Below are 25,702 nucleotides of genomic sequence, written 5' to 3' on the forward strand. Positions count from 1 at the left end.
CAAAGATACGCAAGAGGTAAGCAAAATGTCATACAGCACCAAGGTTCTCGACCACTATGAAAACCCCCGCAACGTCGGTTCGTTCGACAAGAACGACGACGCGGTCGGCACCGGCATGGTCGGCGCGCCGGCTTGCGGCGACGTGATGAAGCTGCAGATCAAGGTCAACGAGGCCGGCGTGATCGAAGACGCCAAGTTCAAGACCTACGGCTGCGGCTCGGCTATCGCTTCGTCCTCGCTCGTGACCGAATGGGTCAAGGGCAAGACCGTGGACCAGGCGCTGGAGATCAAGAACACCCAGATCGCCGAAGAACTGGCGCTGCCGCCGGTGAAGATCCACTGCTCGATCCTGGCCGAAGACGCGATCAAGGCCGCCGTCGAAGACTACAAGAAGAAGCACGGCGCCGAGCAGAAGGCTGCCTGATTCTGTCGCACTGACCACGGCATCGACGAAGGAAGACGCAACGATGATCACCATGACCGAGAAAGCGGCCAAGCATGTGGCCCGCTACCTGGAACGCCGCGGCAAGGGCGTGGGCCTGCGCCTGGGCGTGAAGACCACCGGCTGCTCGGGCCTGGCCTACAAGCTGGAATACGTGGACGAACTGCTGCCGGAAGACGCGGTGTTCGAATCGCACGGCATCAAGGTCATCGTCGACGCCAAGAGCCTGCCGTATATCGACGGCACTGAACTCGACTACGCGCGTGAGGGGTTGAACGAAGGTTTCCGCTTCAACAACCCCAACGTCAAGGACGAGTGCGGCTGCGGCGAGTCTTTCACGGTCTGAGCCAGGCCACGCGCCAGCATGGTGGAGCGCGGCATCACAGGGTTCCATCGTGACGAGGAAGGCCATTGGGTGGCCGAACTCGAATGCGGCCACGGCCAGCACGTCAGGCACGATCCGCCGTGGCAGTCGCGGCCGTGGACGCAGAGCGAGCAGGGCCGCGCCGGCATGATCGGCACGCGGGTGAACTGCCTGAAGTGCGACCGCAACGAGCCGCCGGCCGAGTGGGCGCGGCAGCGCGCCTGACCGGCCAGCGGCAGCGGTGATGGACTAAGGGGCGGCGCGGCCGCTCCTTTTTCTTGGGGAAGCAGTTGAAAGACGATTTTTTTGCACTGTTTGGTCTGCCGGTGCAGTACGGCGTGGACGAGGCCGCCCTGGATGCGGCGTACCTGACGGTGCAGTCGCAGGCGCATCCGGACCGCTTCGCCAAGGCGGGCGATGCCGAGCGCCGCGTGGCGATGCAATGGGCCGCGCACGCGAATGAAGCCTACCGCACGCTGCGCCAGCCGCTGCGGCGTGCCATTTACCTGCTGGGGCTGCGCGGCGTCGATGTGCAGGCCGAGAACAACACCGCGATGGCGCCGGCCTTCCTGATGCAGCAGATGGAATGGCGCGAGGCGCTGCAGGAAGCGGTGGAAGAACGCGCGGTGGACCGGCTCGATGCGCTGCTGCGCAGCCTGCGCCAGGAAAAGCGCGAGCGTCACGATGCGCTCGGCGCGCTGCTGGATGCCGGCGACAACGAGGCGGCCGGCGGCGCGGTGCGTCAACTGATGTTTATCGAGAAGATCGAGCACGATACCAGCGAGGCCATCGACCGGCTGGAAGACTGACCGGCAAGATTGCCGGGGCCGTGACACAATGGCGCCCGGCGCGAAAACCGCCCCCATGCCGCCCGCATGGCGGTTTCCCTGCCGTACAAGACAGCGAAGAATTACCATGGCACTGCTCCAGATTTCCGAACCCGGCATGTCGCCGGCGCCCCACCAACGCCGCCTGGCCGTCGGCATCGACCTCGGCACCACCAACTCGTTGGTGGCCGCGGTGCGCAGCAGTATCCCCGAAGTGCTGGGCGACGAGCGCGGCCGCGCGCTGCTGCCCTCGGTCGTGCGCTACCTGCCGGACCGTACCACCCATATCGGGTACCGGGCCCAGGAAGAAGCGGTGCGCGACCCCAAGAACACCATCGTTTCGGTCAAGCGCTTCATGGGCCGCGGCCTGCGCGACGTGACCAATATCGAGCACAGCCCGTATGACTTTGTCGATGCGCCGGGCATGCTGCAGATCAAGACTGCCGCCGGCGTGAAGAGCCCGGTGGAGATCTCCGCCGAGATCCTGGCCACGCTGCGCCAGCGCGCCGAGGACAGCCTTGGCGACGACCTGGTCGGCGCGGTCATCACGGTGCCGGCGTACTTCGACGAGGCCCAGCGCCAGGCAACCAAGGACGCCGCGCGCCTGGCCGGCCTGGAAGTGCTGCGCCTGCTCAACGAGCCCACCGCCGCGGCCATTGCCTACGGCCTGGACAACGCTTCGGAAGGCATCTACGCGGTCTATGACCTGGGCGGCGGCACCTTCGATATCTCGGTGCTCAAGCTGACGCAGGGCGTGTTCGAGGTGCTCGCCACCGGCGGCGACTCGGCTCTCGGCGGCGATGACTTCGACCAGCGCCTGCTGTGCTGGATCGTCGAGCAGGCCGGCCTGCAGCCGCTGTCGGCGCAGGACATGCGCCTGCTGATGGTGCGTGCGCGCGCGGCCAAGGAAGCGCTGTCGGAAAGCGACAACACCGTGATCGACGCCGTGCTGGACTCCGGCGAGATCGTCCACCTGACGCTGACGGTCGAGATCTTCGATCAGGTCACCGCGCACCTGGTGCAGAAGACCCTGGCACCGGTGCGCAAGGCGCTGCGCGACGCGGGCGTCGGGCCCGACGAGGTCAAGGGCGTGGTCCTGGTGGGCGGCGCCACGCGCATGCCGTCGATCCGCAAGGCGGTGGGCGACTATTTCGACCAGACCCCGCTGACCAACCTGGACCCGGACCGCGTGGTGGCGCTGGGCGCCGCGATGCAGGCCAACCTGCTGGCCGGCAACCATGCCCCGGGCGAAGACTGGCTGCTGCTCGACGTGATCCCGCTGTCGCTCGGCGTGGAAACCATGGGCGGCCTGGTCGAGAAGATCATCCCGCGCAACAGCACCATTCCGGTGGCGCGCGCGCAGGAATTCACCACTTTCAAGGACGGCCAGACCGCGATGGCGATCCACGTGCTGCAGGGCGAGCGCGAGCTGGCCAGCGACTGCCGCTCGCTGGCGCGCTTCGAGTTGCGCGGCATCCCGCCGATGGTGGCCGGCGCGGCGCGCATCCGCGTGACCTACCAGGTCGACGCCGACGGCCTGCTGTCGGTGACCGCGCGCGAGACCCATTCGGGCGTGGAGGCTTCGGTCACGGTCAAGCCGTCGTACGGCCTGGCCGACGACGATATCGCGCGCATGTTGCAGGACAGCTTCCGCGAAGCCGAGCACGACATGAAGAGCCGCGCGCTGGCCGAAGAGCGCGTGGAAGCCGATCGGCTGGTCGAAGCCACGCAGCGCGCGCTGGAAACCGATGGCGACCTGCTGTCGGCGGAAGAACGCACCGCGGTGGAAGCGCTGATGGCCACGGTGCGCGAGATCGCCGCCGGCGAGGACCATCACGCCATCCACGCCGCGGTGGAGAAGCTGTCGCACGGTACCGACGAATTCGCCGCCCGCCGCATGGACCGCTCCATCAAGAGCGCGCTGGCGGGGCGCAAGGTGCAGGAGCTGGGCTGATCACCACGCCTGCACCGCATTAAAGATACCAGGACACGAGATGCCACAGATCATAGTTTTGCCCCACGTCGAATACTGCCCGGATGGGACGGTGATTGAAGCCGAGACGGGTGTCAGCGTCTGCGATGCGCTGCTCTCGCACGGCATCGCGATCGAGCATGCGTGCGAGAAATCGTGCGCCTGCACCACCTGCCACGTGATCGTGCGCGAGGGTTTCAACTCGCTCAACGAGGCCGAAGAGAAGGAAGAAGACCTGCTCGACAAGGCCTGGGGGCTGGAGCCGAACTCGCGCCTCTCGTGCCAGGCCATCGTCGATGAGGAAGACCTGACCATCGAGATCCCGAAGTACACCATCAACCACGCCAAGGAAAGCCACTGAGCGGCCCGGCACTGACCTCAGCGGAGAAACACCTCATGAAGTGGACCGATACCTACGCCATCGCGGCTGCCCTGTACGACAAGTACCCGGACGTCGATCCGGGCGGCGTGCGTTTTACCGACCTGCGCCGCTGGGTGCTGGAGCTCGAGGGCTTTGCCGACGTGCCCGAGCGTTCGGGCGAGAAGATCCTGGAGGCGATCCAGCAGGCCTGGATCCAGGAAGCGGAGTAACGCCCGTCGTATCAGATTGAAGCAAGAGGCCGGCATCTCGCCGGCCTCTTGCTTTTGTGCCGCGGGGGGAGAGCCGGGTCAGCCACGCACCAGTGCGCCGTTCTCCAGGTGTACGCGCTCGCCCACCTGTACGGCGGGGTCCTTCTCGTAGGTAAAGCTGCGGTGGCTGCCGTCGTCCATGCGCACGCGCACTTCGTAGTGCGTGTCCTTGCTGACGGCCTTCTCGATCTGGTTGCCGGCCACGCCGCCACCCACGGCACCGACCACGGTGCCGAGGATGCGGCCGTTGCCCTTGCCGACCTGGTTACCCAGCAGGCCGCCAACCACGGCGCCGCCGAGCGCGCCCAGGCCGCTGGTGTTGGGCTTCTGGGTCTGGACCGGCGTCACGGCGACAATGCGGCCGGCATAGGGGCTGCCCTTGGGGAGCTGGCGTTCGGCATCGGCGCCCTGGCTGCTGCCGGCTTCGCTGTCGCGCGGCGCGGCCTGCTGGCGTGCCGGGGCGGCGCGCGGTGCGGCCTGCGACGAACGGGCGGCGTCCTGGCTGGCCAGGCGCGGCTGGCCGTCGTCATAGACCGGCGGCCGGGTGGTGCTGCCGGGGGCAGGGGCCGCAGTGACCGGCAGCGGTCCTTGCGGGCCTGCCTGCGCACCGGCCTGCGACTGCAGGTCAGGGCTGGCCTTGCCGATCGGCAGCACGCCGGTCACGGCGGCGACTGCGGCAAGGCTGGCGATCACCACGGCGACGGCTGCCGCACCGACAAGCGGATGCAGCCGGCGTTGCGTCGGCAGCGGGGCAGGGGTGTTGTCGTTCGGGGTGGCTTGGCTTTGCATTGTTATGGCTCCGGTGCGGCGAAGGCCGCGTGGGGATGGAACCAGTGTGGCTGAAGCGGGGGACGATTTCCGTTTGATTTTGTAAATATATGTAGGCGGAAAAAGTCTTTTTTATCAATGGGTTGGCTTGTGTATGTGCCGGCTGATGCGGTGGAGATTGTAACAATCGGTAGGTGGTGCGAGGTGATCTCGACGACCGATTGTGGGCTCCCTCTCCCGCTTGCGGGAGAGGGTTGGGGTGAGGGCGGGGGTATCGACGAAGTGAGACGTGCAGGTATGCCAGTGCCTGCCCTCACCCCCTGCCCCGCTCCCGCAAGCGGGAGGGGAGCAAGCCATCAGTCTTCCCGGCGCAGGTGCGGGAACAGAATCACGTCGCGGATATTCGGGCTGTCCGTCAGCAGCATCACCAGGCGGTCGATGCCGATGCCGCAGCCGCCCGTCGGGGGCATGCCGTATTCCAGCGCGCGGATGTAGTCGGCGTCGAAGTACATGGCTTCTTCATCGCCGGCGTCCTTCTGCTCGACCTGCTTGCGGAAGCGGTCGGCCTGGTCCTCGGCATCGTTCAGCTCCGAGAAGCCGTTGGCGATCTCGCGGCCGGTGATGAACAGCTCGAAGCGTTCCGTGATGCCCGGCACCGTGTCCGAGGCGCGCGCCAGCGGCGAGACCTCGACCGGATAGTCGACGATGAAAGTCGGCTCCCACAGCTGGCTTTCGGCGGTTTCTTCGAACAGCACCAGTTGCAGCGTGCCCAGGCCGGCATTGAGGAATTGCGGCGCGTTGGTGTTGACGCCGAACTTCTTCAGCTCAGTGCGCAGGAACGCGGCATCGGCCAGTTGCGCGTCGGTGTACTGCGGCGCGAACTTCTGGATCGCCTGGCAGATGGTCAGGCGATGGAACGGCTTCGACAAGTCGAGTTCGCGGTCCTGGTAGGTCAGCACGGCGCTGCCGCGGGCATCGATGGCGGCCTTGCGGATCAGGTCCTCGGTGAAGTCCATCAGCCAGCGGTAGTCCGTGTAGGCCGCGTAGAACTCCATCATGGTGAACTCGGGGTTGTGGCGCGGGCTCACCCCTTCGTTGCGGAAGTTGCGGTTGATCTCGAACACGCGCTCGAAGCCGCCCACGACCAGGCGCTTCAGGTACAGCTCAGGCGCGATGCGCAGGAACATCTGCATGTCCAGCGCATTGTGGTGCGTGATGAAGGGCTTGGCCGCGGCGCCGCCCGGGATCGGGTGCAGCATCGGCGTTTCCACTTCCATGAAGCCGGCATCGGCCATATGGCGGCGCAGCGACGAGATCGCGTTGGTGCGGGCGCGGAAGGTGCTGCGCGTCTCCGGCGACACGATCAGGTCGACATAGCGCTGGCGGTACTTCATTTCCTGGTCGGCCAGGCCGTGGAACTTGTCCGGCAGCGGGCGCAGCGACTTGGACAGCAGGCGCAGCTCGCGCACCTGCACCGACAGCTCGCCCTTGTTGGTGCGGAACAGCTCGCCGCGGGCGCTGACGATGTCGCCCAGGTCCCAGTGCTTGAAGGCGGCGTAGACCTCTTCGCCGACCTTGTCGCGCGTGATGTAGAACTGGATCTGGCCGCTGCCGTCCTGCACCGTGGCAAAGCTGGCCTTGCCCATCACGCGCTTGAGCATCATGCGCCCGGCGATGGCGACCTCGACCGGCGCGGCCTCGAGCGTGGCCTGCTCGGTCTCGGCGTGCTGCGCCTGCAGCGCGGCGGCCTGGTGGGTGGGGCGGAAATCGTTGGGGAAGGCCACGCCTTGCTGGCGCAGCGCGGCCAGTTTCTCGCGCCGCTCCGCGATGATCTTGTTCTCGTCGACGGCGGGGGTGTCTGCGGCGGCTGGCTTGGCCTGGGCGCGGTTCGGTTCAGTCATGATGTCTTGTCGGATCGCGCGCGGCGTGCCGCGCGCGGATTCAGATGGCTTGATGGGTGCGGCTTAGTGGTTGCGGAGATCGTCCAGCTCGGTGCTGCCGAAATCCGGGCGGTGCAGGTAGGCGACGATGCGGCCGGCGGTTTCCTCGGCCGACGCCAGCTGTTCATTGGCTTTGAGCTCGCGGAAGCGCTGCACCTGGGCGAAGTCGGCATTGCGGATGGTGGCCTGCATGCCGGTGTCGATCACGCCCGGGGCCAGCGCCACCGCGCGCACGGTGCGCGGTGCCTCGGCCTGGGCGTACTCGGCGTTGACCGAGCGCATGAACATGTCGAGCCCGGCCTTGCCGGCGCAGTAGGCGCTCCAGCCTTCGACCGGGCGGCGCGCCGCGCCGGAGGAGATCGCCAGCACCTTGCGCGGGCAGCCGAACTTCTCGGTGCGCTCCAGGAAGGCCGCGGTCATCGTCATCGGCGCCGCCAGGTTGGTCAGCAGGTGCGGCACCAGGGTCTTTTCCTGCAGATTCGCGACCGGGCCGATCGGCTCGACCACGCCCGCGTTCAGGATCAGCGTGGCGCTGGTCGGCGGGAGGTCGAGCGTGTCGAGCACGCTGGCGAGCCAGGATGCCGCCGGGCCGGCCTGCGACAGGTCCTGCAGGTGCCAGGCCACCGGCACGCCGCTCATGGTGGCGATGCGCTCGAGCTCGTTGTTGCGGCTGCGCGCCACGCAGATCAGGCGGTTGCCCGGCACGAGCAGGGCATTGGTCAGTGCCGCGCCCAGCCCGCGCGAGGCGCCGGTGATGATGTAGAGGTGATTGGCTTCGCTCATGGTGCCCCGGTCGAGATGTCGCTCTGCCGCCGTGCCGGTGTGGCGCGGGCGGCGGTACAGCGGTGGATAGGTTGCTGTGCCGCCGCCGGCCGCGCCGGCAGGGCGGACGGCGGGTACTGCCTACAGTCCCTGCTTGAGGCTGGCCTCGATGAACGGATCCAGGTCGCCGTCCAGCACCTTCTGGGTGTTGGACATTTCCACGTTGGTGCGCAGGTCCTTGATGCGGCTCTGGTCCAGCACGTAGGAGCGGATCTGGTGGCCCCAGCCCACGTCGGTCTTGCCGGCTTCGAGCTTGTCGGCCTCGGCCTGGCGCTTGCGCATTTCGTGCTCGTACAGGCGCGATTTCAGCATCGACATGGCTTCGGCGCGGTTGCGGTGCTGCGAGCGGTCGTTCTGGCACTGCACCACGATCCCGGTCGGGATGTGCGTGATCCGCACGGCCGAATCGGTCTTGTTGATGTGCTGGCCGCCCGCGCCCGAAGCGCGGTAGGTATCCACGCGCAGGTCCGCCGGGTTGACCTCGACCTCGAACGAATCGTCGACCTCGGGGTAGACGAACACCGACGAGAACGACGTGTGGCGCCCGCCCGACGAATCGAACGGCGACTTGCGCACCAGGCGGTGCACGCCTGTTTCCGTGCGCAGGTAGCCAAAGGCGTATTCGCCCTCGATCTTGATGGTCGCGCTCTTGATGCCGGCCACGTCGCCCTCGGACTCTTCCAGCACCTCGGCCTTGAAGCCCTTGCGCTCGCAGTACTTCAGGTACTGGCGCAGCAGCATCGAGGCCCAGTCGCACGCTTCGGTGCCGCCGGCGCCGGCCTGGATGTCGATAAAGGCGTTGGCCTGGTCCATCTCGCCGGCGAACATGCGGCGGAATTCCATGTCCGCCACGATGGCCTCGAAGCCCTTGACGTCGGTCTCGATCGCTTCGAGCGTGTCGTCGTCGCCTTCTTCCCTGGCGAGTTCAAACAGCTCTTCGGCGCCGCTGAGGTCGTCGGTGAGCTTGCCGAGGACGCCAACCACGCCCTCCAGCATCTTCTTTTCCTTGCCGAGGTCCTGGGCCCGCTTGGGGTTGTTCCAGACGTCGGGGTCTTCCAGCAAGCCGTTGACTTCGTCCAGCCTTCCTACTTTGACATCGTAGTCAAAGATACCCCCGTAGATCTTCCGTCCGGGAACGGAGATCGGAGATGGCACCGGAGATGGCGTTGAGGCGTTCTGCTTCCATGATGTTCCTGCGCTTCGAAAACCTTGAATTATAGCGGATTGGCGCGGCGGATCGGGGCTTCCGGGCCGCTCCGGGCGCGCCGCAAACCGAACGGAACGGCCCCCGCGCGGTCTATCCGGCGGGCCGCCCCGTGCCGGGCGGCGATAATACCGGTCGCAAGCCGCCCCCCGGCACGACAAAGAACAGGGACGAATGACGCAAACCAGACATGACATCGAACCAGGCCGGCGCCGCGCGCTGGGCCTGCTGCTGGCCGCCGCGGCCGCGGTTGCGGCCGGCTGCGGCACCACCGGCGGCCCGGTGCCGGACGGCTACTACCGCGTGGAACGCGGCGACACGCTGTATTCGATCGCCCGCAAGCACCGCCGCAGCGTGCGCGACCTGACCCGCTGGAACAGCGACATCACCAGCCCCGGCCAGATCGAGGTGGGCCAGCTGATCCGCGTGCGGCCGCCGGGTGGTGCGTCAGGCAGCGCCCCGGCCTCCACCGGCACCGGCCAGACCGTGACCGATACCCCGCGCGTCGACAGCGGCTCGTCCAGGCCGCCCGCCAGCGGCATCCGCCTCCAGTGGCCGGCCGATGGCCGGGTTACCGGGGGCTACGCGCCGCCGGCCAGCAAGGGCCTGCGCATTGCCGTGCCGGCCAATGGCACGGTGCGCGCCGCCGCCGCGGGGCGCGCCATCCACGTGGGCAACCTGCGTGGCTACGGCATGCTGGTGATCGTCAAGCACAACGACGACTGGCTGACCGTCTACGGCAACCTGGACCAGCCGCTGGTCACGGAAGGGGCCCAGGTGTCGGCGGGCCAGGAGGTGGGCCGCATGGGCGCCAGCGAGAGCGAGCTGCATTTCGAGGTGCGCGGCAACGGCAAGCCGGTCGACCCGATGGCCTACCTGCCGTCGCGCGGCTGAACGGGCGTATCGCCCCCCGGGGAGCACGCTACTGCGCGTGCTCGATCACCAGCTGCACGCGGGTGACGCCATTGAAGGTGTTGTTGTCGAGCCGGTACGCCACCTGGGCGCTGGCGCCGAGCGAGTCGGCATGGTTGAACCAGATCGCGTCGAAGCGCTGGCTGCCGCGCCCGAGCTGCAGCTTCAGGTGCTTGCCCTTGAGCACGCTCTGGCGCAGCACGTCGAACTCGCCGCAGAAGGTCGGCGCCGGGAAGCCCTGGCCCCACACCTGCTGCTCCAGCAGGGTGACGAATTCGGGGCTGAAGCACTGGTCCTCGATGTCGCCGTCGGTCTCGATCACGCGCGCCAGCTGGTCGTCGGTCAGCCATTCGCGGCCGACCGCCTCGAAGGCTTCCTGGAATTCGGCAAAGCGCTCGGCGCGCACGGTCAGCCCGGCCGCCATGGCATGGCCGCCGAACTTGAGCAGCATGCCGGGATGGCGCTTGGACACCAGGTCCAGCGCATCGCGCAGGTGGAAGCCAGGGATCGAACGGCCCGAGCCCTTGACGGTGGCCTCGTCGCCGGGGGCAAAGGTGATGGTGGGGCGGTGGAACTTGTCTTTCAGCCGCGACGCCACGATGCCGATCACGCCCTGGTGCCAGGTGTCGTTGAATACGCTGACAGTAAAGCGTGCCGACGGGTCCGGGCCAGCCAGCGGCTGCTCCAGGATCTGCAGCGCCTCCTGCTGCATGCCGGCCTCGATATCGCGCCGCTCGCGGTTCATGCTGTCCAGCTCCTGCGCGATCTCCCAGGCGCGGTTGGCATCGTCGGTCAGCAGGCATTCAATGCCCAGCGACATGTCCGCCAGCCGCCCGGCCGCGTTCAGGCGCGGACCCAGCCCGAAGCCCAGGTCGAAGGTATTGGCGCGCGATGCGTCGCGCCCAGCGGCACGGAACAGCGCCGCCACGCCCGGCTGCATCCGTGCGGCGCGCATGCGGCGCAGGCCCTGCGCCACCAGGATGCGGTTGTTGGTGTCCAGCCTGACCACGTCGGCAACCGTGCCCAGCGCCACCAGGTCCAGCAGCGTCTGCAGCGGCGGCTGGGTCGCCTGCGTGTAGACCCCGCGCTGGCGCAGCTCGGCGCGCAGCGCCAGCAGCACGTAGAACATCACGCCCACGCCCGCCAGGTTCTTGCTGGGGAATTCGCAGCCCGGCTGGTTCGGGTTGACGATCACCGCGGCCTGCGGCAGTTCCGAGCCGGGCAGGTGGTGGTCGGTCACCACCACGTCGATGCCCAGCGCATTGGCCGCGGCCACGCCGTCGACGCTGGCGATGCCGTTGTCGACCGTGACGATCACGTCCGGCTGCTGCTTTGCCGCCAGCGCGACGATTTCCGGAGTCAGGCCGTAGCCGTACTCGAAGCGGTTCGGCACGATGTACTCGACCCGCGCGCCCAGCATGCGCAATCCGCGCACGCCCACCGCGCAGGCGGTGGCGCCGTCGCAGTCATAGTCGGCCACGATCAGCAGGCGCTTGCCGGCGGCGATGGCGTCGGCCAGGTAGGCCGCGGCGTGGCCGATGCCCTTCATCGCCGCGGGCGGCACCAGTTCGGGCAGGTCGGTCGCCAGCTCGGCGGCGCGCGCGACGCCGCGCGCGGCCAGGATGCGGGCCAGCGTGGGATGCAGGCCGGAGGCGGCCAGCGAGCTGGCGTGTTCGGGGGAATACTGGCGGATGGCGATCCGGGTCATGAGCGGGGCGGCAGGTGATGTTTCGGATGGGGGCGGGGCGGCGTGTCAGGCGGCTTCAGGCGGCATAGGCGAGGTCGGACAGCAGCGCGCGCCAGTCGCCGCGCTGGCCCATGCCGCGCCAGAACTTGCGCAGGTCGGCGCGCCGCACGGTGAACTCGGCAAAGTGGTTCTCGCCGCCCAGCACCAGCGTGATGGCGCCGACCTGGCCGGCCGCCAGGGCTTCCAGCGCCGGGCCGAACCAGTCGGCATCCAGCGCATGCATGCGGTCCAGCCACAGGCCCCAGTCTTCGGCGATATGCGCTTCGGTGGCGCCGTCGAGCATGGCCAGCACCGTGCCTTCCGTCCCGGCGCTGCCGGCCAGACCGGCGGGCACCGGCAGCACGCGGCTGCCGGCGGCCAGGGCCAGGCCGCTCAGGAAGGGATCGTTGCTCAGCACCGTGTCGGCCAGCCGCGGCACCGGCTGCAGCATGCCGCCGCCATACAGCCAGACCGAGTTGACCGGCGCCTCGCCGGCGGCCTCGCGGGCCTGGTTGACACGGTGGTCGTACCAGGTCATCTGGATCTCGTTCTGTAGGCGGCGCCAGTCGCGGGCGCGCTCGCCGGCCTGCATCCAGATATCGATATTGCGGCCCGCCGCGCGCAGCGGCGTGGTGGCCTCCAGCGGGCCGAACACGGCCTCGGGCAGGTACCAGCGCTGCGGGCAGGGCGTCTCCAGCGCAATGCCGGATTCCTGCAGCAGTGCGTCGACGGCGGCGCGCAGCGCCGTGGCTTCCTGCTGCCGGATGCCCAGCTGGCCGGGCGGCATCAGCACCAGGTGATCGCGCGCGGCGTGGATGTGCACCGGCTGCAGGCAGGTCCAGGACTGTCCGTCGGGGGCGGCCGGGACGGCGCCGCCACGGTCGGCCAGCCGCATATAGGGCGCCAGAGGCACCCGGGCCGTGTCCAGCCCCGCCTTGCCGGCGAGCCAGCGCTCCTGCGGCAGGCTGCGCAGGAAGGGGTCGTCGTGCCGCTCGCGCGGGCCGGGCGCGGCCCGGGTCAGCAACTTTCCGAGCGCCGGCAGCTCCAATTGCCGCAGCAGGGCGCCGGGAACGACATCGTCCCGGCCGTCGTCGCCGGCGCCCGGCGGGACGGAAAAGGGCACAATCAGGGTCAGGTGCGTCATCATGGTGGCGAGATTGTAAACTCCCGGCTGGCCGGCGCACCTCCACCGGGCGCCGGCGCTTTCCCGAAACAACAGGAATCCTCTTGAACTTTCCCTACGAATGGCAGATCGGCTGGCGATATACCCGCGCCAGCAAGCGCGCCAGCCGCAACACCTTCATTTCCTTCATCTCGATGATCTCGATGCTGGGGATCGCCCTCGGCGTGGCCGCGCTGATCGTGGTGCTGTCGGTGATGAACGGGTTCCAGAAGGAGGTGCGCGACCGCATGCTGTCGGTGCTGTCGCATATCGAGGTGATCGGCCCGTCGGCGCTGCCAGACTGGCAGAAGACTGCGGCCGAGGCCTTGCAGAACAAGGAAGTGGTCGGTGCCGCGCCCTATGTGGCGGCCCAGGCCATGCTGACCCGCGAGGACGCCGTGCGCGGCGTGCTGCTGCGCGGCGTGGAGCCGTCGCAGGAGCCCAAGGTCTCCGACATCGGCAGCCAGTTCCGGTCCGGCAGCATGACCGCGCTGGAGCCGGGCGGCTTCGGCATCGCGCTGGGCAACGAGCTGGCCAACGCCATGGGCGTGCAGGTCGGCGACAAGGTCACGCTGGTGGCGCCGCAGGGCACCATCACGCCGGCGGGCGTGCTGCCGCGGCTCAAGCAGTTCACCGTGGTGGGCGTGTTCTCGTCCGGGCATTTCGAGTTCGACAGCGCGCTGGCGCTGATCAACATGCATGACGCCGAGACCCTGTTCCGCCTGAGCGGCCCCACCGGCGTGCGCCTGAAGCTGCAGGACATGCAGCGCGCGCCGCAGGTGGCGCAGGAGCTGGCCGGCACCCTCTCGGGCGAGCTCTACCTGCGCGACTGGTCCAAGCAAAACCGCAACTGGTTTGCCGCGGTGCAGACCGAGAAGCGCATGATGTTCATCATCCTGACGCTGATCATCGCAGTGGCCGCATTCAACCTGGTGTCCACGCTGGTGATGACCGTCACCGACAAGCAGGCCGATATCGCCATCCTGCGCACCATGGGCGCGCAGCCGGGCTCGATCATGAAGATCTTTATCGTGCAGGGCGTGGCCATCGGCTTTATCGGCACGGTGCTGGGCGTGGCCGGCGGCACGCTGATCGCCACCAATATCGACGTGATCGTGCCTTTCATCGAGCGGGTGCTGCACGTGCAGTTCCTGCCGCGCGACATCTATTTCATCAGCGAACTGCCTTCGGATCCCCGTGTGAACGACATCGCCACCATCGGCATCATCTCTTTCGTGCTGGCCACGCTGGCCACGCTCTATCCCAGCTGGCGTGCCGCCCGCGTCAACCCGGCGGAGGCGCTGCGCTATGAGTGAGGCCGTGCTGCAAGCCGATACTCCCGCGCCCGCGTCGGGCCAGCCGCGCACCGGCTCGCCGGTGCTGGTGGCCGAAGGACTCACCAAGCGCTTCCGCCAGGGCGAACTCGACGTGGACGTGCTGCGCGGCGTCGACGTGCGCGTCGATGCGGGCGAGAAGGTTGCCATTGTCGGCGCCTCCGGCTCGGGCAAGAGCACGCTGCTGCATGTGCTGGGCGGGCTCGACGAGCCCGACTCGGGCCGGGTCGCGCTGCTCGGCAAGCCTTTCACTTCGCTGCGCGAACGCGAGCGCAACGTGGTGCGCAACCGCTCGCTGGGCTTTGTCTACCAGTTCCACCACCTGCTGCCGGAATTCACCGCGCTGGACAATGTGGCGATGCCGATGCGCATCCGCGGCCTGACCCAGCATGACGCGCGCGGCGCGGCGCAAGCCGTGCTGGAGCGGGTGGGTCTGGGCGGGCGCGCCAGGCACCGCCCGGGCGAACTGTCGGGCGGCGAGCGCCAGCGCGTGGCCATCGCCCGTGCGCTGGTGGGCCAGCCCGCCTGCGTGCTGGCCGACGAACCCACCGGCAACCTCGACGACCACACCGCCGGCGGCGTCTACGACCTGATGCTGGAACTGTCGCGCACGCTTGGCACCAGCTTTGTCATCGTCACCCACGACCTGGACCTCGCCGGCCGCTGCGACCGCGTGCTGCGGCTGCGCGACGGGCACCTGCACCAGGAACGCTGAGCCGGCCGCGCCCATGTGGATCGACACCCATTGCCACCTCGACGCCAGCGAGTTCGACGCTGACCGCCAGCAGGTCGCCGACGCGGCCGAGGCTGCCGGCGTGCGCGGCATGGTGGTGCCGGCGGTGGCAGTGTGGAATTTCGAGGCGGTGCGCGCGCTGGCGCAGCAGGACGCGCGCTGCGTCTACGCGCTGGGCATCCATCCGCTGTGTTCGCCCGGTGCCAGCCCGCCCGACCTCGACACGCTGCGGCGCGAGGTGGCGGCCAGCATGGGCGATCCACGCTTTGTCGGCATCGGCGAGATCGGGCTCGATTTCTTCGTCGCCGGGCTGGATGCGGATCACCAGACCTGGCTCTACATCGAGCAGCTGAAAATCGCGCGCGAGTTCGACCTGCCGGTGCTGCTGCATGTGCGCAAGTCGCAGGACCAGGTTGGCGCGCAACTGCGCAAGCTGGGCGTGAAGCGCGGCATTGCTCATGCCTTCAACGGCAGCGACGAGCAGGCGCGGCGCTTTGTCGAGCAGGGCCTGAAGCTGGGCTTCGGCGGCAACGTCACCTTCAGCCGCGCGCGCCAGATCCGACGGCTGGCGACGGAACTGCCGCTGGAAGCGCTGGTGCTGGAAACCGATGCGCCGGATATTGCGCCGGCGTGGCTGTCGGACGACCCGTTCGGCGAACAGCACAAGGCGCGCAATACGCCGGCGGAGGTGGCGGGCGTGGCGCGTGTGATGAGCGAATTGCGCGGCATCGATGCGATGACGCTGGCGCAGGCGACCTGGCGCAATGCCGTGGAGGCGATGCCGCGGCTGGCAGCGTTTGCGGACACCATGGCGCCGCGGATTCCCGCCGGACACACAACTTCCAATCCTTCTTGACAGGCTGACAAGCTTGCCGCGCGTTGGCGCGGGTACAACTCCGGCTATGCAAGTTCGGTCGGGGAGGTACCGTGCGTCGGTTTGTGTTGGCGTTCGTGGCGGGATGCTGGACGCTGCAGCAGCAGTCAGCGCTGCCGCCGCAGGTTGGCCTGCACCTGGGCGCTGTGGTGCTGGCGTTGGTCACGCTCGGCATGGCCTTGTGGGGCAGGCGCCTGCACGTCGTGCCATATGGCCCGGCGCTTGCCGTTCTGGCATTCGGCGCCGCCTTCTGCTGGGCGGCCTGGCGGGCCGAACTGTGCCTGCGCGACTGGCTGCCGACGACGCTGGAAGCGCGCGATCTCGACGTGCGCGGCGTGGTGTCGGGCCTGCCGGCCGATGCCGCCGCCGGGACGCGTTTTGCCTTTACCGTGGAGCAGGGCGAAACGGGCCAGCATCTGCCGCGCCGCGTGATCCTCAACTGGCGTGGTGCGCCGCCCGACCTGCGTCCCGGGCAGCGTCTCACGCTGACGGTCCGCCTGCGGCGGCCGCGCGGGCTCGCCAATCCTTTCGGTTTCGACTACACCTACTGGCTGCTGGCGCAAGGCTATGGCGCCACCGGTTATGTGCGCCGTGCACTGGCCCCCCCGCAGGATGCGTCGGGAGAGCGGCTGGCGTGGCGCATCGAAGCCCGGCGCGCCGCGGTGCGCGATCACCTGCGCGCGGCACTGCCGGCCGATGCGCGCTTTGGCGCGGTGCTGATCGCCCTGGTCATCGGCGACCAGCGCGGCATCGAGGCGGACGACTGGAAGCTGTTCCGGCGCACCGGCGTCAGTCACCTGGTGGCCATTTCGGGCCTCCATATCACCATGATCGCCGGCATGGCGGCGTCGCTTGCCGGGCTGCTGTGGCGGCAGTCGTTCGGACTCGGCCGCTGGCTGCGCCGGCCGTTGCCGCTGTGGCTGCCGGCCCGGCAGGCCGCGCTGGTGGCGGCCGTGGCCAGCGCGCTCGGGTACGGCTTGCTGGCCGGCATGCAGATCCCGGCGCTGCGCACCGTGGCCATGCTCTGCGTGGCCGCCATTGCGGTGTGGGGCGCGCGCGCGCCGCCCGCCTCGGTGGTGCTGGCGTGGGCGGCGCTGGTGGCATTGCTGCTGGATCCGTGGGCGGTGATGCTGCCCGGCTTCTGGCTGTCGTTTGGCGCTGTGGCGGTGATCTTCTTCGCCGCCCGGCCGGGCCGGGATGCCGTGGCGGCGGGGCGTTGGCAACGCCTGCGCGCCACGCTCGCCACCGGGGCGCGCACGCAGTGGGCCGTAACCATCGGGCTGGTGCCGCTGACACTGCTGCTGTTCGGACAGGTATCGGTGGTGTCGCCGCTCGCCAATGCGGTGGCGATTCCGGTCGTCAGCCTGCTGGTGACGCCGCTGGCCTTGCTCGGCGCGGCCTTGCCGATGATGCTTGCCATGCCGGTATTGGCCGTGGCCCACCTGGCGATGGTGGTGCTGGCCGCCGTGCTGGACTGGCTATCCGTGCTGCCGTGGGCGATGTGGGAAGCGGCCGGTGCCGGGCCGTTGGCCCTGGTGCTGGCTGCGCTCGGGGTCGGGCTGCTGGTCGCGCCGGTCGCCACGGCGCGCGTGCGCCTGCACGGCGGGCTGCTATTGCTGCCGATGCTGCTGGCGCGCGGGCCGCCGGTGGCGCATGGCCAGTTCCGCGCGGCGATGTTCGACGTGGGGCAGGGCACGGCGGTGCTGGTGCGCACGCGTTCGCATGCGTTGCTGTATGACGCCGGGCCAGCCTATGGGTCTGGGTCCAGCGCCGGTGCGCAGGTGGTGGTGCCGTGGCTGCGTGGCGAGGGGATCGGCCGGCTCGACCACCTGATGGTCAGCCATGAAGACACCGACCATGCCGGCGGCGTGGCGGACGTTGAGACGGCGGTGGCCGTGGCGGCGCGCAGCACGGGTGCGCCGGTCGGTCATGCCCTGCTTGGGGCGCAGGCAGGTCAATGGCCGCCATGCGCGGCGGGGCAGCAATGGGAGTGGGACGGCGTGCGCTTTACCGTGCTGCATCCGCTGGCCGAAGAGGCGCAGCAGTCCGCCGTGGCCAGCAATGCGCGCAGCTGCGTGCTGCGCGTGGACGCGGCGGCGCACAGCCTGCTGCTGACCGGCGATATCGGCTTGGCGCAGGAGCGTGCGTTGATCGACAGGCTGCCGGCCGAGGCGCTGCGTGCCGACGTGCTGGTGGTGGCCCATCACGGCAGCGGCAGCTCGTCGGGCGAGGCCTGGGTGGAGGCGGTGGGACCGTCGGCGGCGGTGTTCCAGCTGGGTCATGCCAACCGCTATCGGCATCCGGGCGCCGAGGTGTGGGAGCGCTACGGCCGCGCCGGCGTGCTGCGCTACCGGACTGATGAAACCGGAGCGGTGACCATGACGACCACGCCTGCGGGGTACGCGCTGTCGATGTTCAGGCAGGCGCAGCCGCGCTACTGGCGGGCGCGGCCGGCGGCGCCGCGCTAGGGCGTTCGGGTCAGTTACCCTTGCGGCGGCGCGTGCGCGTGGCTGCCGGCGCGGGGGCGGCCGGCTCCGGCGTCGCCCTGGTCGTCGCGCGGCTTCTTGCCGGCGCCGGTTCCGCTCCGGCGATGCGCCGTTCGCGCAGATGCGCCTTGGCGCGCTGCAGGCGGGGCGCGACGGTGTCCGCGCGCGCCAGTGCCACGCCAGCGGCCAGCACGTCGCCCAGCACCAGGTGGCTGATGCGCGAGGTCATCGGCGTGTAGACCTCGCTGTCTTCCTCCACGTCGGAGAACACGCAGACGTCGGCCAGCCGCGCCAGCGGCGAGCCGCTGTGCGTGATCGCCAGCACGCTGGCGCCGCTGCTGCGCGCCAGCGTGGCGGCGGTCAGCATGTCCCAGGTGCGGCCGCTGTTGGAGACCAGCACGGCCACGTCGCCGCGGGCCAGCAGCGCGGCGGACATGCTGAACACATGCGGGTCCGAGTACGCGACCGTCGGCATGCCCAGGCGGAAGAACTTGTGCTGGATATCCAGCGCGACGATGCCCGAGTTGCCGCAGCCGTAGAACTCGATGCGGCGCGCGCCGGCGAGCAGCTGGATGCCATGCTCGATCTGGTCGGCCGACAGGGCATTGCGCACGCTCATCAGCGTGGCGATGGTGCGGTCGAAGACCTTGCCGGCGATGTCCGCTGGGCGGTCGTCGGCCGCGACGTCCTGGTGCACGAAGGGCGTGCCGCCGCCGAGGTTCTGCGCGAACTGCAGCTTGAATTCGCGGAAGCCGTCGTAGCCCAGCGCCGCGCAGAAGCGCGCGATGGTGGGCTGCGACACGCCGGCACGCTCGGCCAGCTCAGGCATCGACAGCCGGATCACGGCGGCGCCGTGCCGTGCGACATAGTCGGCCAGGCGGCGTTCAGAGGGGCGGAGCGTGTCGTAGACGGCAATGATTCGGTCGCGCATGGCGGCGGGGGCTGTGGGGTCGGGGTTTGTGGCTATGTAGAGATTCTACATCGGATGGCGTCGCATCTTGCCCGAAATGGTGCGTGGCCCGCCCTCGGGGTTTGCCCTGATTTCGGGAGTTTCTGCACGATTGTGACGCATGAGCGGGTCGACGGCGCGATCCTGCTCGGTATAATGGTGGCAATCTGTAGAAAATCTACAAGCGATGGCGCGGCATTATCGCGTCGCCACCTAGCCCACAAGGAACGTCTGAGCCATGCCTTCCGCTGTCCATGCCGAGCTTCTGGCCGTTACCGACCGCATCGTTGCGCGCAGCCGCGCCAGCCGTGCCGCCTATCTTGCCCGCTGCGAGCGCGCGCAGGCTGAACTGGGGCCGCTGCGCGGCATGTCGTGCGCCAACCTGGCGCACGGCTTTGCCGCGCTGCCGGCCAACGACAAGCTGAAGCTGCGCGTCGACCATGCCCCCAATCTCGGCATCGTCACCGCGTACAACGACATGCTGTCTGCGCACCAGCCGTACGAGCGCTACCCCGCCGTGATCCGCGAGGCCGCGCGCGCGGTGGGCGCGGTGGCGCAGGTGGCGGGCGGCGTGCCGGCGATGTGCGACGGCATCACGCAGGGCAACCCGGGCATGGAGCTGTCGCTGTTCTCGCGCGACGCGATTGCCATGGGCACCGCGGTGGCGCTGTCGCACAACACCTTCGATGCGGCGCTGATGCTGGGCGTGTGCGACAAGATCGTGCCCGGGCTGCTGATGGGCGCGCTGCAGTTCGGCCACCTGCCGATGGTGTTCGTGCCGGCCGGCCCGATGGCCAGCGGCCTGCCCAACAAGGAGAAAGCGCGCGTGCGCCAGCTCTACGCCACTGGCCAGGTCGGGCGCGAGGCGCTGTTGGAAGCCGAATGCCAGGCCTATCACGGTGCCGGCACCTGCACCTTCTACGGCACCGCCAACAGCAACCAGTTCCTGATGGAAATCATGGGCCTGCACCTGCCGGGCGCGGCCTTCGTGCACCCGGACAGCGGCCTGCGCGACGCGCTGACGGCCGCGGCGGCGCAGCGCGCGATCGCCCTGCGCGCGCGCGGCGACGAGTACCTGCCGCTGGCGCGCATTGTCGACGAGCGCGCCATCGCCAATGCCATGGTCGGCCTGCTGGCGACCGGCGGCTCCACCAACCACACCATTCACCTGGTGGCGATGGCGCGCGCCGCGGGCATCGTCATCGACTGGAACGATTTCGACCTGCTGTCGCGCATCACGCCGCTGCTGGCGCGCGTCTACCCGAACGGCTCGGCCGATGTGAACCACTTCCATGCCGCGGGCGGTGCCGGCTTCGTCATCCGCGAACTGCTGCAGGCGGGGCTGCTGCACGAGGACGTGCAGACCGTGGCCGGCCCCGGGCTGGCCCGCTATGCGCAGGAGCCGGTGATGGCCGACGGCGTGCTGCGCTGGCGCGACGGCGCGGCGCAAAGCGGCGACGCGCAGGTGCTGGCGACGGCCGCGGCGCCATTCTCCGCCGAGGGCGGGCTGCGGCTGATGCAGGGCAACCTGGGCCGCGGCGTGATCAAGGTCTCGGCAGTGGCGCCGGAGCACCGCGTGGTGGAAGCGCCGGTGCGGGTGTTCGATGCGCAGGAGGCATTGCAGGCTGCCTTCGATGCGGGGGAGCTGACCGGCGACCTGATCGCGGTGGTGCGTTTCCAGGGTCCGAACGCCAACGGCATGCCCGAGCTGCACCGCCTGACCCCGGTGCTGGGCGCGCTGCAGGACGCCGGCCACAAGGTGGCGCTGGTGACCGACGGGCGCATGTCGGGCGCGTCGGGCAAGGTGCCGGCGGTGATCCACGTCGGCCCCGAGGCGCTGGCCGGCGGCGCGCTGGCGCGCGTGCGCGACGGCGACCGTATCCGTGTCGATGCCGTCGCCGGCACCCTGCAATGGCTGGGCGACGAAGCCGAATTCGCCGCGCGCGAACGGGTCGCCGCGCCCGCCGACGATTTCGCGCAGTTCAGCCTGGGGCGCGGCCTGTTCGGCCTGTTCCGGCGCCATGCGCGCATCGCGGAAGAGGGCGGCAGCGCACTCGACCTGTCCGAGGCGGATGCCGAAGCCGGCGCAGGCGCCTCCGTTCCTGCCGCAGCGGCGCAAACCGTCGCACAATAGCCTCAATCACTTCCGTCATTCCCGCGCTTATCCAAAGGGCGCGTGGGCGGGAATCCAGCGTCTTTCACGTCCCCTTCGGGGAAGAAGTCACCGGGTTCCCGCCCACGTGCCCTTGGGTATGCGCGGGAACGACGTTCAGGACAAGCAAGTACAGACAAGGATGGCGACACCATCCGATACCAAGACCGACGGAGCAGACATGATTTATATCCTGATGGGCGTTTCCGGCAGCGGCAAGACCACGGTTGGCCAGCTGCTGGCGCAGCGCCTGGGCTGCGGCTTCGATGACGCCGATGCCTTCCACAGCGACGCCAACAAGGCCAAGATGCACGCGGGCATCCCGCTGACCGACGAAGACCGCTGGCCCTGGCTGGCCGCCATGCGCGCCGCCATCGACACGGCCCGGGCCGAAGGCCGCACCCATGTGTTCACCTGCTCGGCGCTGCGCCAGGCCTACCGCGACCGCCTGACCCCGCCCGACGGCGGCGTGACCTTTGTCTTTATGAAGGGCGATCCGTCGCTGATCGGCAGGCGCCTGTCCGCGCGCACCGATCACTTCTTCAATGCCGACCTGCTGCAAAGCCAGTTCAATACCCTGGAGGAACCCAGCGATGCGCTGGTGCTCGATATCCAGCAGTCTCCCGAGGCGCTGGTCGGCACCATCCTGCAGGCCACCGCGCCGCAAGGCGCCGGCGCGGCGCGCTGACCCTCTGGCCTGCTGACGCCGCGCACCGTTCGGGGCGGCGCGTTCCCACGCTTCGCACAAACGGCCGCCAGCCTCGCTGGCGGCCGTTTGTGCGTGCCCTGGCAGGCATCTTGCTAGTTCATTTCCCGTACCAGTGCCGGTTAGTTACCTTGCGGCTTTCGCCGGCACGGGTATGCTGAAAGGGCCAGTGACTCGACGGCAACACCGCGGCACCCGCAGGACGGACAGCGCGCGGCGGGCCAGGGCAGGACAGCCAGGGCAAAACCAGGGCAGCCGGCAGCGACCGCGACGTCGCAATGAAGCGGTAGCACCGGAAGTCCGCGACATGGAGGAACGGCCATCATGGCGGGGCGGTATTTCGACGAGATGCTGGACTGGCGCACTGACGGGGCGCCGATGGTTATCCAGGCGGGACAGGCATTGCCTGAAGGGGCGGTTCGCCCGCATTACCGGCATTTCGCAGACTGGCTGGCGCGGCAGTCCGAAAGCACGATGGGCAACAAGCGCGCCGAGGCCGACCTGATCTTCCGGCGCGTGGGCATTACCTTTGCTGTCTACGGCGACAAGGACGAAGCCAACAGCGGCACCGAGCGCACCATTCCGTTCGACGTGATCCCGCGCATCTTCCCGGCCAGCGAATGGGCGCTGCTGGAAAGAGGCCTGCGCCAGCGCGTGGCCGCGCTGAACCGCTTTATCCACGATATCTACCACGGCCAGGACATCATCCGCGCGGGCGTGATCCCGCCCGACCAGATCTACAACAACGCCCAGTACCGCCCCGAGATGCTTGGCGTCAGCGTGCCGCACGACATCTATGCGCACGTGGCCGGCATCGACGTGGTGCGCGCCGGCGAGGGCGAGTTCTACGTGCTGGAAGACAACCTGCGCGTGCCCTCGGGCGTGTCGTACATGCTGGAAAACCGCAAGATGATGATGCGGTTGTTCCCCGACCTGTTCGCGCGCAACCGCGTGGCGCCGGTGGCCCACTATCCCGACCTGTTGCTCGACATGCTGCGCGGCGTGTCGCCGCAGGCGATCGCCGATCCCACGGTGGTGGTGCTGACCCCGGGCATGTACAACTCGGCGTACTTCGAGCATGCGTTCCTGGCGCAGCAGATGGGGGTGGAGCTGGTGGAGGGCAGCGACCTCTTCGTCGAGGACGACCACCTGTTCATGCGCACCACGCAGGGCCCGCAGCGCATCGACGTGATCTACCGCCGCGTCGACGACGACTTCCTCGACCCGCTGGTGTTCCGCCACGATTCGTCGCTGGGCGCGGCGGGGCTGCTGTCGGTCTACCGTGCCGGCAACGTGACCATCTGCAATGCGATCGGCACCGGCGTGGCCGACGACAAGTCGATCTATCCGTATGTGCCGGACATGATCCGCTTCTACCTGGGCGAGGAGGCCATCCTCAGCAACGTGCCGACGTATATGTGCCGGCGCCCGGACGACCTGCATTACGTGCTGGACCACATGGACGAGCTGGTGGTCAAGGAAACCCACGGCGCCGGCGGCTACGGCATGCTGGTCGGGCCGGCCGCGACCCGGGCCGAGATCGATGCGTTCCGCGAGGTGGTCAGGTCCAGGCCGGAGCAGTACATCGCGCAGCCCACGCTGGCGCTGTCGACCTGCCCGACCTATGTGGAGGCGGGCATCGCCCCGCGCCATATCGACCTGCGCCCGTTCGTGCTGTCGGGCAAGGAAGTGCGCATGGTGCCCGGCGGCCTGACCCGGGTGGCGCTGCGTGAAGGTTCGCTGGTGGTGAACTCCTCGCAAGGGGGCGGCACCAAGGACACCTGGGTGCTGGAACGATGAACGCGAACAACGTGATGACCGCCGCAATGACCGCCATGGCGACCGCCGCCACGCCAGGAGAGCCCACATGCTGAGCCGCACCGCCGACCACCTGTTCTGGATGGCCCGCTACACCGAGCGCGCGGAGAACACCGCGCGCATGCTCGACGTCAACTACCAGACCTCGCTCTTGCCGCAATCTGCCGAAGTGGCCGAGCAGGGCTGGTGGGCCATGCTCGATATCTCCGAGCTGACCGATGTCTTCGACCACAAGTACGGCCTGCTGTCGCGCGACGATGTGATCGACTTCATGGTGCGCGACATGACCAATGCCTCGTCCATCATGAGCTGCCTGCGCGCGGCGCGCGAGAACGCGCGCGCGGTGCGCGGCTCGCTGACCACCGAAGTCTGGGAGACCGTCAACACCACCTGGCTGGAGGTGCAGCGCCTGATCGCCGACGGCGTGCTGAAGGAAGACCCGGCGCGCTTCTTTGAATGGGTGAAGTTCCGCTCGCACCTGGCGCGCGGGGTGCAGTTCGGCACCATGCTCAAGGACGATGCCTTTCATTTCATGCGGCTGGGCACCTTCCTGGAGCGCGCCGACAATACCGCGCGGATCCTGGACGTCAAGTTCCAGGCGTCGGGCAGCGACGAGAGCAATGCCAATCGCGACCAGAACGACTTCTACCACTGGGCCGCGGTGCTGCGCTCGGTCTCGGGTTTCGAGGTCTACCGCAAGGTCTATCGCGCCGTCATCACGCCGCAGCGCGTGGCCGAGCTGCTGATCCTGCGTCCGGACATGCCGCGTTCGCTGGTGTCGAGCATGGACGAGGTGGTGGCCATCCTCCACACGGTGCGCAACCAGCAATCGGCGGAAACCGAACGGCAGGCTGGTAAACTCCACGCCGACCTGAAGTACGCGCGCATCGACGATATTTTCGCCGTCGGCCTGCATGCGTACCTGACCAGCTTCCTGGAGCGCATCGGCGACCTCGGCAATGGCATCAGCCGGGACTTCCTCGTGCCGCTGCTGGCTGCCTGAGATGGGCCGCCGCCGCGCCCTGATACCGTGAAATACAAGATCCATCACCATACTGTCTACCGCTACGCCGAACCGGTGCGGCGCAGCGTGCACGAAGTGCGGCTCGAGCCGCGCTCGGGCCCGCTGCAGTCCGTGCACAGGTGGCAACTGGTGACGCCCGGCAATCCGTCGGCGGCGCGCGACGGCTTCGGCAATATCGTGCACAACTTCACGGTGGCAGGGCCGACCAGCACACTCTCCATCGAAGCCACGGGCGAGGTGGAAGTGCTGCCGCCGCATGGCGATCTCGACCGCGACGGCCACCATGCGTTCTGCGATGCGCCGCCGCCCGGCGAGTCGCGGGTGTCGCCGCTGTACTTCCTTGGCAGCACGCCACTGACCACGGCGCCGCCTGAGATGCAGGCGTTTGCCGCGCCGTTCCTGGCCGCGGGCCATGACATTCCGGCGCTGCTGGCGCTGGCGCAAGGCATCGGTGAGCGGGTGCGCTACAAGCCGAATACGACTGATGTCGGCACCTCGGCGGCCGATGCCTTCGCGCTGGGAAGCGGGGTGTGCCAGGACCAGGCGCAGGTGATGGTGGCGGCGTGCCGGGCGCTGGGCATCCCGGCGCGCTATGTGAGCGGATACTTCTATGATCCGGCCGCCTCCGATCTGGCCAGCCATGCCTGGGCCGATATATGCCTGGACCCGGTGCGCGAGATCTGGTGCAGCGTCGACATCACGCACGGCTGCCTGACCGACGAGCGCCACATACGGCTGGCAGTGGGGCGCGATTACGCGTCGGCGGCACCAGTCCGGGGCATCCTGGAAGGGGGGTCCGGCGAGACCTTGGAAGTCGAGGTAACCATAACGCCACTTTCTACCTGATTAGGTGCCTG

The 25,702-nt window shown here is 68.7% G+C and carries 24 protein-coding genes; 17 read left to right on the top strand and 7 right to left on the bottom strand.

The window, feature by feature from the left end; translation table 11 throughout:
* Nucleotides 1-25 precede the first annotated feature (25 nt).
* The 7 genes from iscU to iscX all read left to right on the top strand — a co-directional run bounded on the left by iscU (nucleotide 26) and on the right by iscX (nucleotide 4,196).
* On the top strand, nucleotides 26-424 hold the full coding sequence (gene iscU / locus ACREYQ_RS05330; protein WP_010809025.1) for a Fe-S cluster assembly scaffold IscU: 399 nt from the start codon (nucleotides 26-28) through the stop codon (nucleotides 422-424).
* Nucleotides 425-467: 43 nt separating this feature from the next.
* Nucleotides 468-788, top strand: coding sequence for an iron-sulfur cluster assembly protein IscA (iscA, locus tag ACREYQ_RS05335; protein ID WP_010809024.1), 321 nt, complete (start codon nucleotides 468-470; stop codon nucleotides 786-788).
* 21 nt (nucleotides 789-809) lie between these two features.
* Entirely contained in the window at nucleotides 810-1,031 is a 222-nt protein-coding gene (locus ACREYQ_RS05340) for a DUF3565 domain-containing protein (protein WP_432260367.1), read from the top strand.
* A gap of 65 nt (nucleotides 1,032-1,096) precedes the next feature.
* A complete protein-coding gene (gene hscB, locus ACREYQ_RS05345) occupies nucleotides 1,097-1,615 on the top strand; it encodes a Fe-S protein assembly co-chaperone HscB (protein WP_432259725.1) in 519 nt (172 codons plus the stop codon).
* A gap of 106 nt (nucleotides 1,616-1,721) precedes the next feature.
* Nucleotides 1,722-3,587, top strand: coding sequence for a Fe-S protein assembly chaperone HscA (gene hscA, locus ACREYQ_RS05350; RefSeq protein WP_432259726.1), 1,866 nt, complete (start codon nucleotides 1,722-1,724; stop codon nucleotides 3,585-3,587).
* A 40-nt stretch (nucleotides 3,588-3,627) separates the two neighbouring features.
* The gene (fdx, locus tag ACREYQ_RS05355) at nucleotides 3,628-3,966 is read left to right on the top strand and encodes an ISC system 2Fe-2S type ferredoxin (RefSeq protein ID WP_432259727.1); all 339 of its coding nucleotides are present in this window, start codon (nucleotides 3,628-3,630) and stop codon (nucleotides 3,964-3,966) included.
* A 35-nt stretch (nucleotides 3,967-4,001) separates the two neighbouring features.
* Nucleotides 4,002-4,196, top strand: a complete 195-nt coding sequence (iscX, locus tag ACREYQ_RS05360) for a Fe-S cluster assembly protein IscX (RefSeq protein ID WP_432259728.1) — start codon at nucleotides 4,002-4,004, stop codon at nucleotides 4,194-4,196.
* A gap of 78 nt (nucleotides 4,197-4,274) precedes the next feature.
* On the opposite strand, the gene ACREYQ_RS05365 is transcribed toward iscX, so the two are convergent.
* The 4 genes from ACREYQ_RS05365 to prfB all read right to left on the bottom strand — a co-directional run bounded on the left by ACREYQ_RS05365 (nucleotide 4,275) and on the right by prfB (nucleotide 8,951).
* Nucleotides 4,275-5,024, bottom strand: a complete 750-nt coding sequence (locus ACREYQ_RS05365; RefSeq protein ID WP_432259729.1) for a glycine zipper 2TM domain-containing protein — start codon at nucleotides 5,022-5,024, stop codon at nucleotides 4,275-4,277.
* A 335-nt stretch (nucleotides 5,025-5,359) separates the two neighbouring features.
* Nucleotides 5,360-6,904 carry a lysine--tRNA ligase gene (lysS, locus tag ACREYQ_RS05370; protein ID WP_432259730.1) on the bottom strand — a complete coding sequence of 515 codons (1,545 nt, stop codon included), beginning with the start codon at nucleotides 6,902-6,904 and terminating at the stop codon, nucleotides 5,360-5,362.
* A 63-nt stretch (nucleotides 6,905-6,967) separates the two neighbouring features.
* The gene (locus ACREYQ_RS05375; RefSeq protein ID WP_432259731.1) at nucleotides 6,968-7,726 is read right to left on the bottom strand and encodes an SDR family oxidoreductase; all 759 of its coding nucleotides are present in this window, start codon (nucleotides 7,724-7,726) and stop codon (nucleotides 6,968-6,970) included.
* A gap of 120 nt (nucleotides 7,727-7,846) precedes the next feature.
* A protein-coding gene (gene prfB, locus ACREYQ_RS05380; RefSeq protein WP_432259732.1) for a peptide chain release factor 2 occupies nucleotides 7,847-8,951 on the bottom strand; the annotation gives its coding sequence in 2 pieces (ribosomal slippage) (nucleotides 7,847-8,869 and nucleotides 8,871-8,951; 1,104 coding nt in all).
* Between the two features lie 192 nt (nucleotides 8,952-9,143).
* On the opposite strand from prfB, the gene ACREYQ_RS05385 reads away from it, so the two are divergent.
* A complete protein-coding gene (locus tag ACREYQ_RS05385) occupies nucleotides 9,144-9,863 on the top strand; it encodes a peptidoglycan DD-metalloendopeptidase family protein (protein WP_432259733.1) in 720 nt (239 codons plus the stop codon).
* A 28-nt stretch (nucleotides 9,864-9,891) separates the two neighbouring features.
* Here ACREYQ_RS05385 and recJ read toward each other — a convergent pair whose 3' ends face one another.
* Both recJ and ACREYQ_RS05395 read right to left on the bottom strand, forming a co-directional pair.
* Nucleotides 9,892-11,589, bottom strand: a complete 1,698-nt coding sequence (gene recJ, locus ACREYQ_RS05390; protein WP_432259734.1) for a single-stranded-DNA-specific exonuclease RecJ — start codon at nucleotides 11,587-11,589, stop codon at nucleotides 9,892-9,894.
* 55 nt (nucleotides 11,590-11,644) lie between these two features.
* Nucleotides 11,645-12,754, bottom strand: a complete 1,110-nt coding sequence (locus ACREYQ_RS05395) for a hypothetical protein (RefSeq protein WP_432259735.1) — start codon at nucleotides 12,752-12,754, stop codon at nucleotides 11,645-11,647.
* Nucleotides 12,755-12,834: 80 nt separating this feature from the next.
* Between ACREYQ_RS05395 and ACREYQ_RS05400 the strand changes: the two genes are divergently transcribed.
* From ACREYQ_RS05400 to ACREYQ_RS05415, 4 genes are all read left to right on the top strand, one after another.
* A complete protein-coding gene (locus tag ACREYQ_RS05400; protein WP_432259736.1) occupies nucleotides 12,835-14,085 on the top strand; it encodes a lipoprotein-releasing ABC transporter permease subunit in 1,251 nt (416 codons plus the stop codon).
* A complete protein-coding gene (gene lolD, locus ACREYQ_RS05405; RefSeq protein ID WP_432259737.1) occupies nucleotides 14,078-14,818 on the top strand; it encodes a lipoprotein-releasing ABC transporter ATP-binding protein LolD in 741 nt (246 codons plus the stop codon). The genes ACREYQ_RS05400 and lolD overlap by 8 nt, the downstream gene beginning before the upstream one ends.
* 13 nt (nucleotides 14,819-14,831) lie before the next feature.
* Nucleotides 14,832-15,692 (top strand): TatD family hydrolase, encoded by an 861-nt coding sequence (locus ACREYQ_RS05410; RefSeq protein ID WP_432259738.1) that lies wholly within the window; start codon nucleotides 14,832-14,834, stop codon nucleotides 15,690-15,692.
* A gap of 71 nt (nucleotides 15,693-15,763) precedes the next feature.
* Nucleotides 15,764-18,178 carry a DNA internalization-related competence protein ComEC/Rec2 gene (locus ACREYQ_RS05415; RefSeq protein WP_432259739.1) on the top strand — a complete coding sequence of 805 codons (2,415 nt, stop codon included), beginning with the start codon at nucleotides 15,764-15,766 and terminating at the stop codon, nucleotides 18,176-18,178.
* 10 nt (nucleotides 18,179-18,188) lie between these two features.
* On the opposite strand, the gene ACREYQ_RS05420 is transcribed toward ACREYQ_RS05415, so the two are convergent.
* A complete protein-coding gene (locus ACREYQ_RS05420; RefSeq protein WP_432259740.1) occupies nucleotides 18,189-19,127 on the bottom strand; it encodes a MurR/RpiR family transcriptional regulator in 939 nt (312 codons plus the stop codon).
* Nucleotides 19,128-19,383: 256 nt separating this feature from the next.
* Between ACREYQ_RS05420 and edd the strand changes: the two genes are divergently transcribed.
* The 5 genes from edd (at nucleotide 19,384) to ACREYQ_RS05445 (ending at nucleotide 25,691) form a co-directional block, all read left to right on the top strand.
* On the top strand, nucleotides 19,384-21,279 hold the full coding sequence (edd, locus tag ACREYQ_RS05425) for a phosphogluconate dehydratase (RefSeq protein WP_432259741.1): 1,896 nt from the start codon (nucleotides 19,384-19,386) through the stop codon (nucleotides 21,277-21,279).
* 199 nt (nucleotides 21,280-21,478) lie between these two features.
* Nucleotides 21,479-21,985 carry a gluconokinase gene (locus ACREYQ_RS05430; protein WP_432259742.1) on the top strand — a complete coding sequence of 169 codons (507 nt, stop codon included), beginning with the start codon at nucleotides 21,479-21,481 and terminating at the stop codon, nucleotides 21,983-21,985.
* A 342-nt stretch (nucleotides 21,986-22,327) separates the two neighbouring features.
* Nucleotides 22,328-23,803, top strand: a complete 1,476-nt coding sequence (locus ACREYQ_RS05435) for a circularly permuted type 2 ATP-grasp protein (RefSeq protein WP_432259743.1) — start codon at nucleotides 22,328-22,330, stop codon at nucleotides 23,801-23,803.
* A 67-nt stretch (nucleotides 23,804-23,870) separates the two neighbouring features.
* The gene (locus ACREYQ_RS05440) at nucleotides 23,871-24,824 is read left to right on the top strand and encodes an alpha-E domain-containing protein (protein WP_432259744.1); all 954 of its coding nucleotides are present in this window, start codon (nucleotides 23,871-23,873) and stop codon (nucleotides 24,822-24,824) included.
* Between the two features lie 27 nt (nucleotides 24,825-24,851).
* A complete protein-coding gene (locus tag ACREYQ_RS05445) occupies nucleotides 24,852-25,691 on the top strand; it encodes a transglutaminase family protein (protein ID WP_432259745.1) in 840 nt (279 codons plus the stop codon).
* The last annotated feature ends 11 nt before the right edge of the window (nucleotides 25,692-25,702 follow it).

It is taken from the genome of Cupriavidus sp. TMH.W2 (assembly GCF_050847365.1).
Lineage (GTDB): Bacteria > Pseudomonadota > Gammaproteobacteria > Burkholderiales > Burkholderiaceae > Cupriavidus.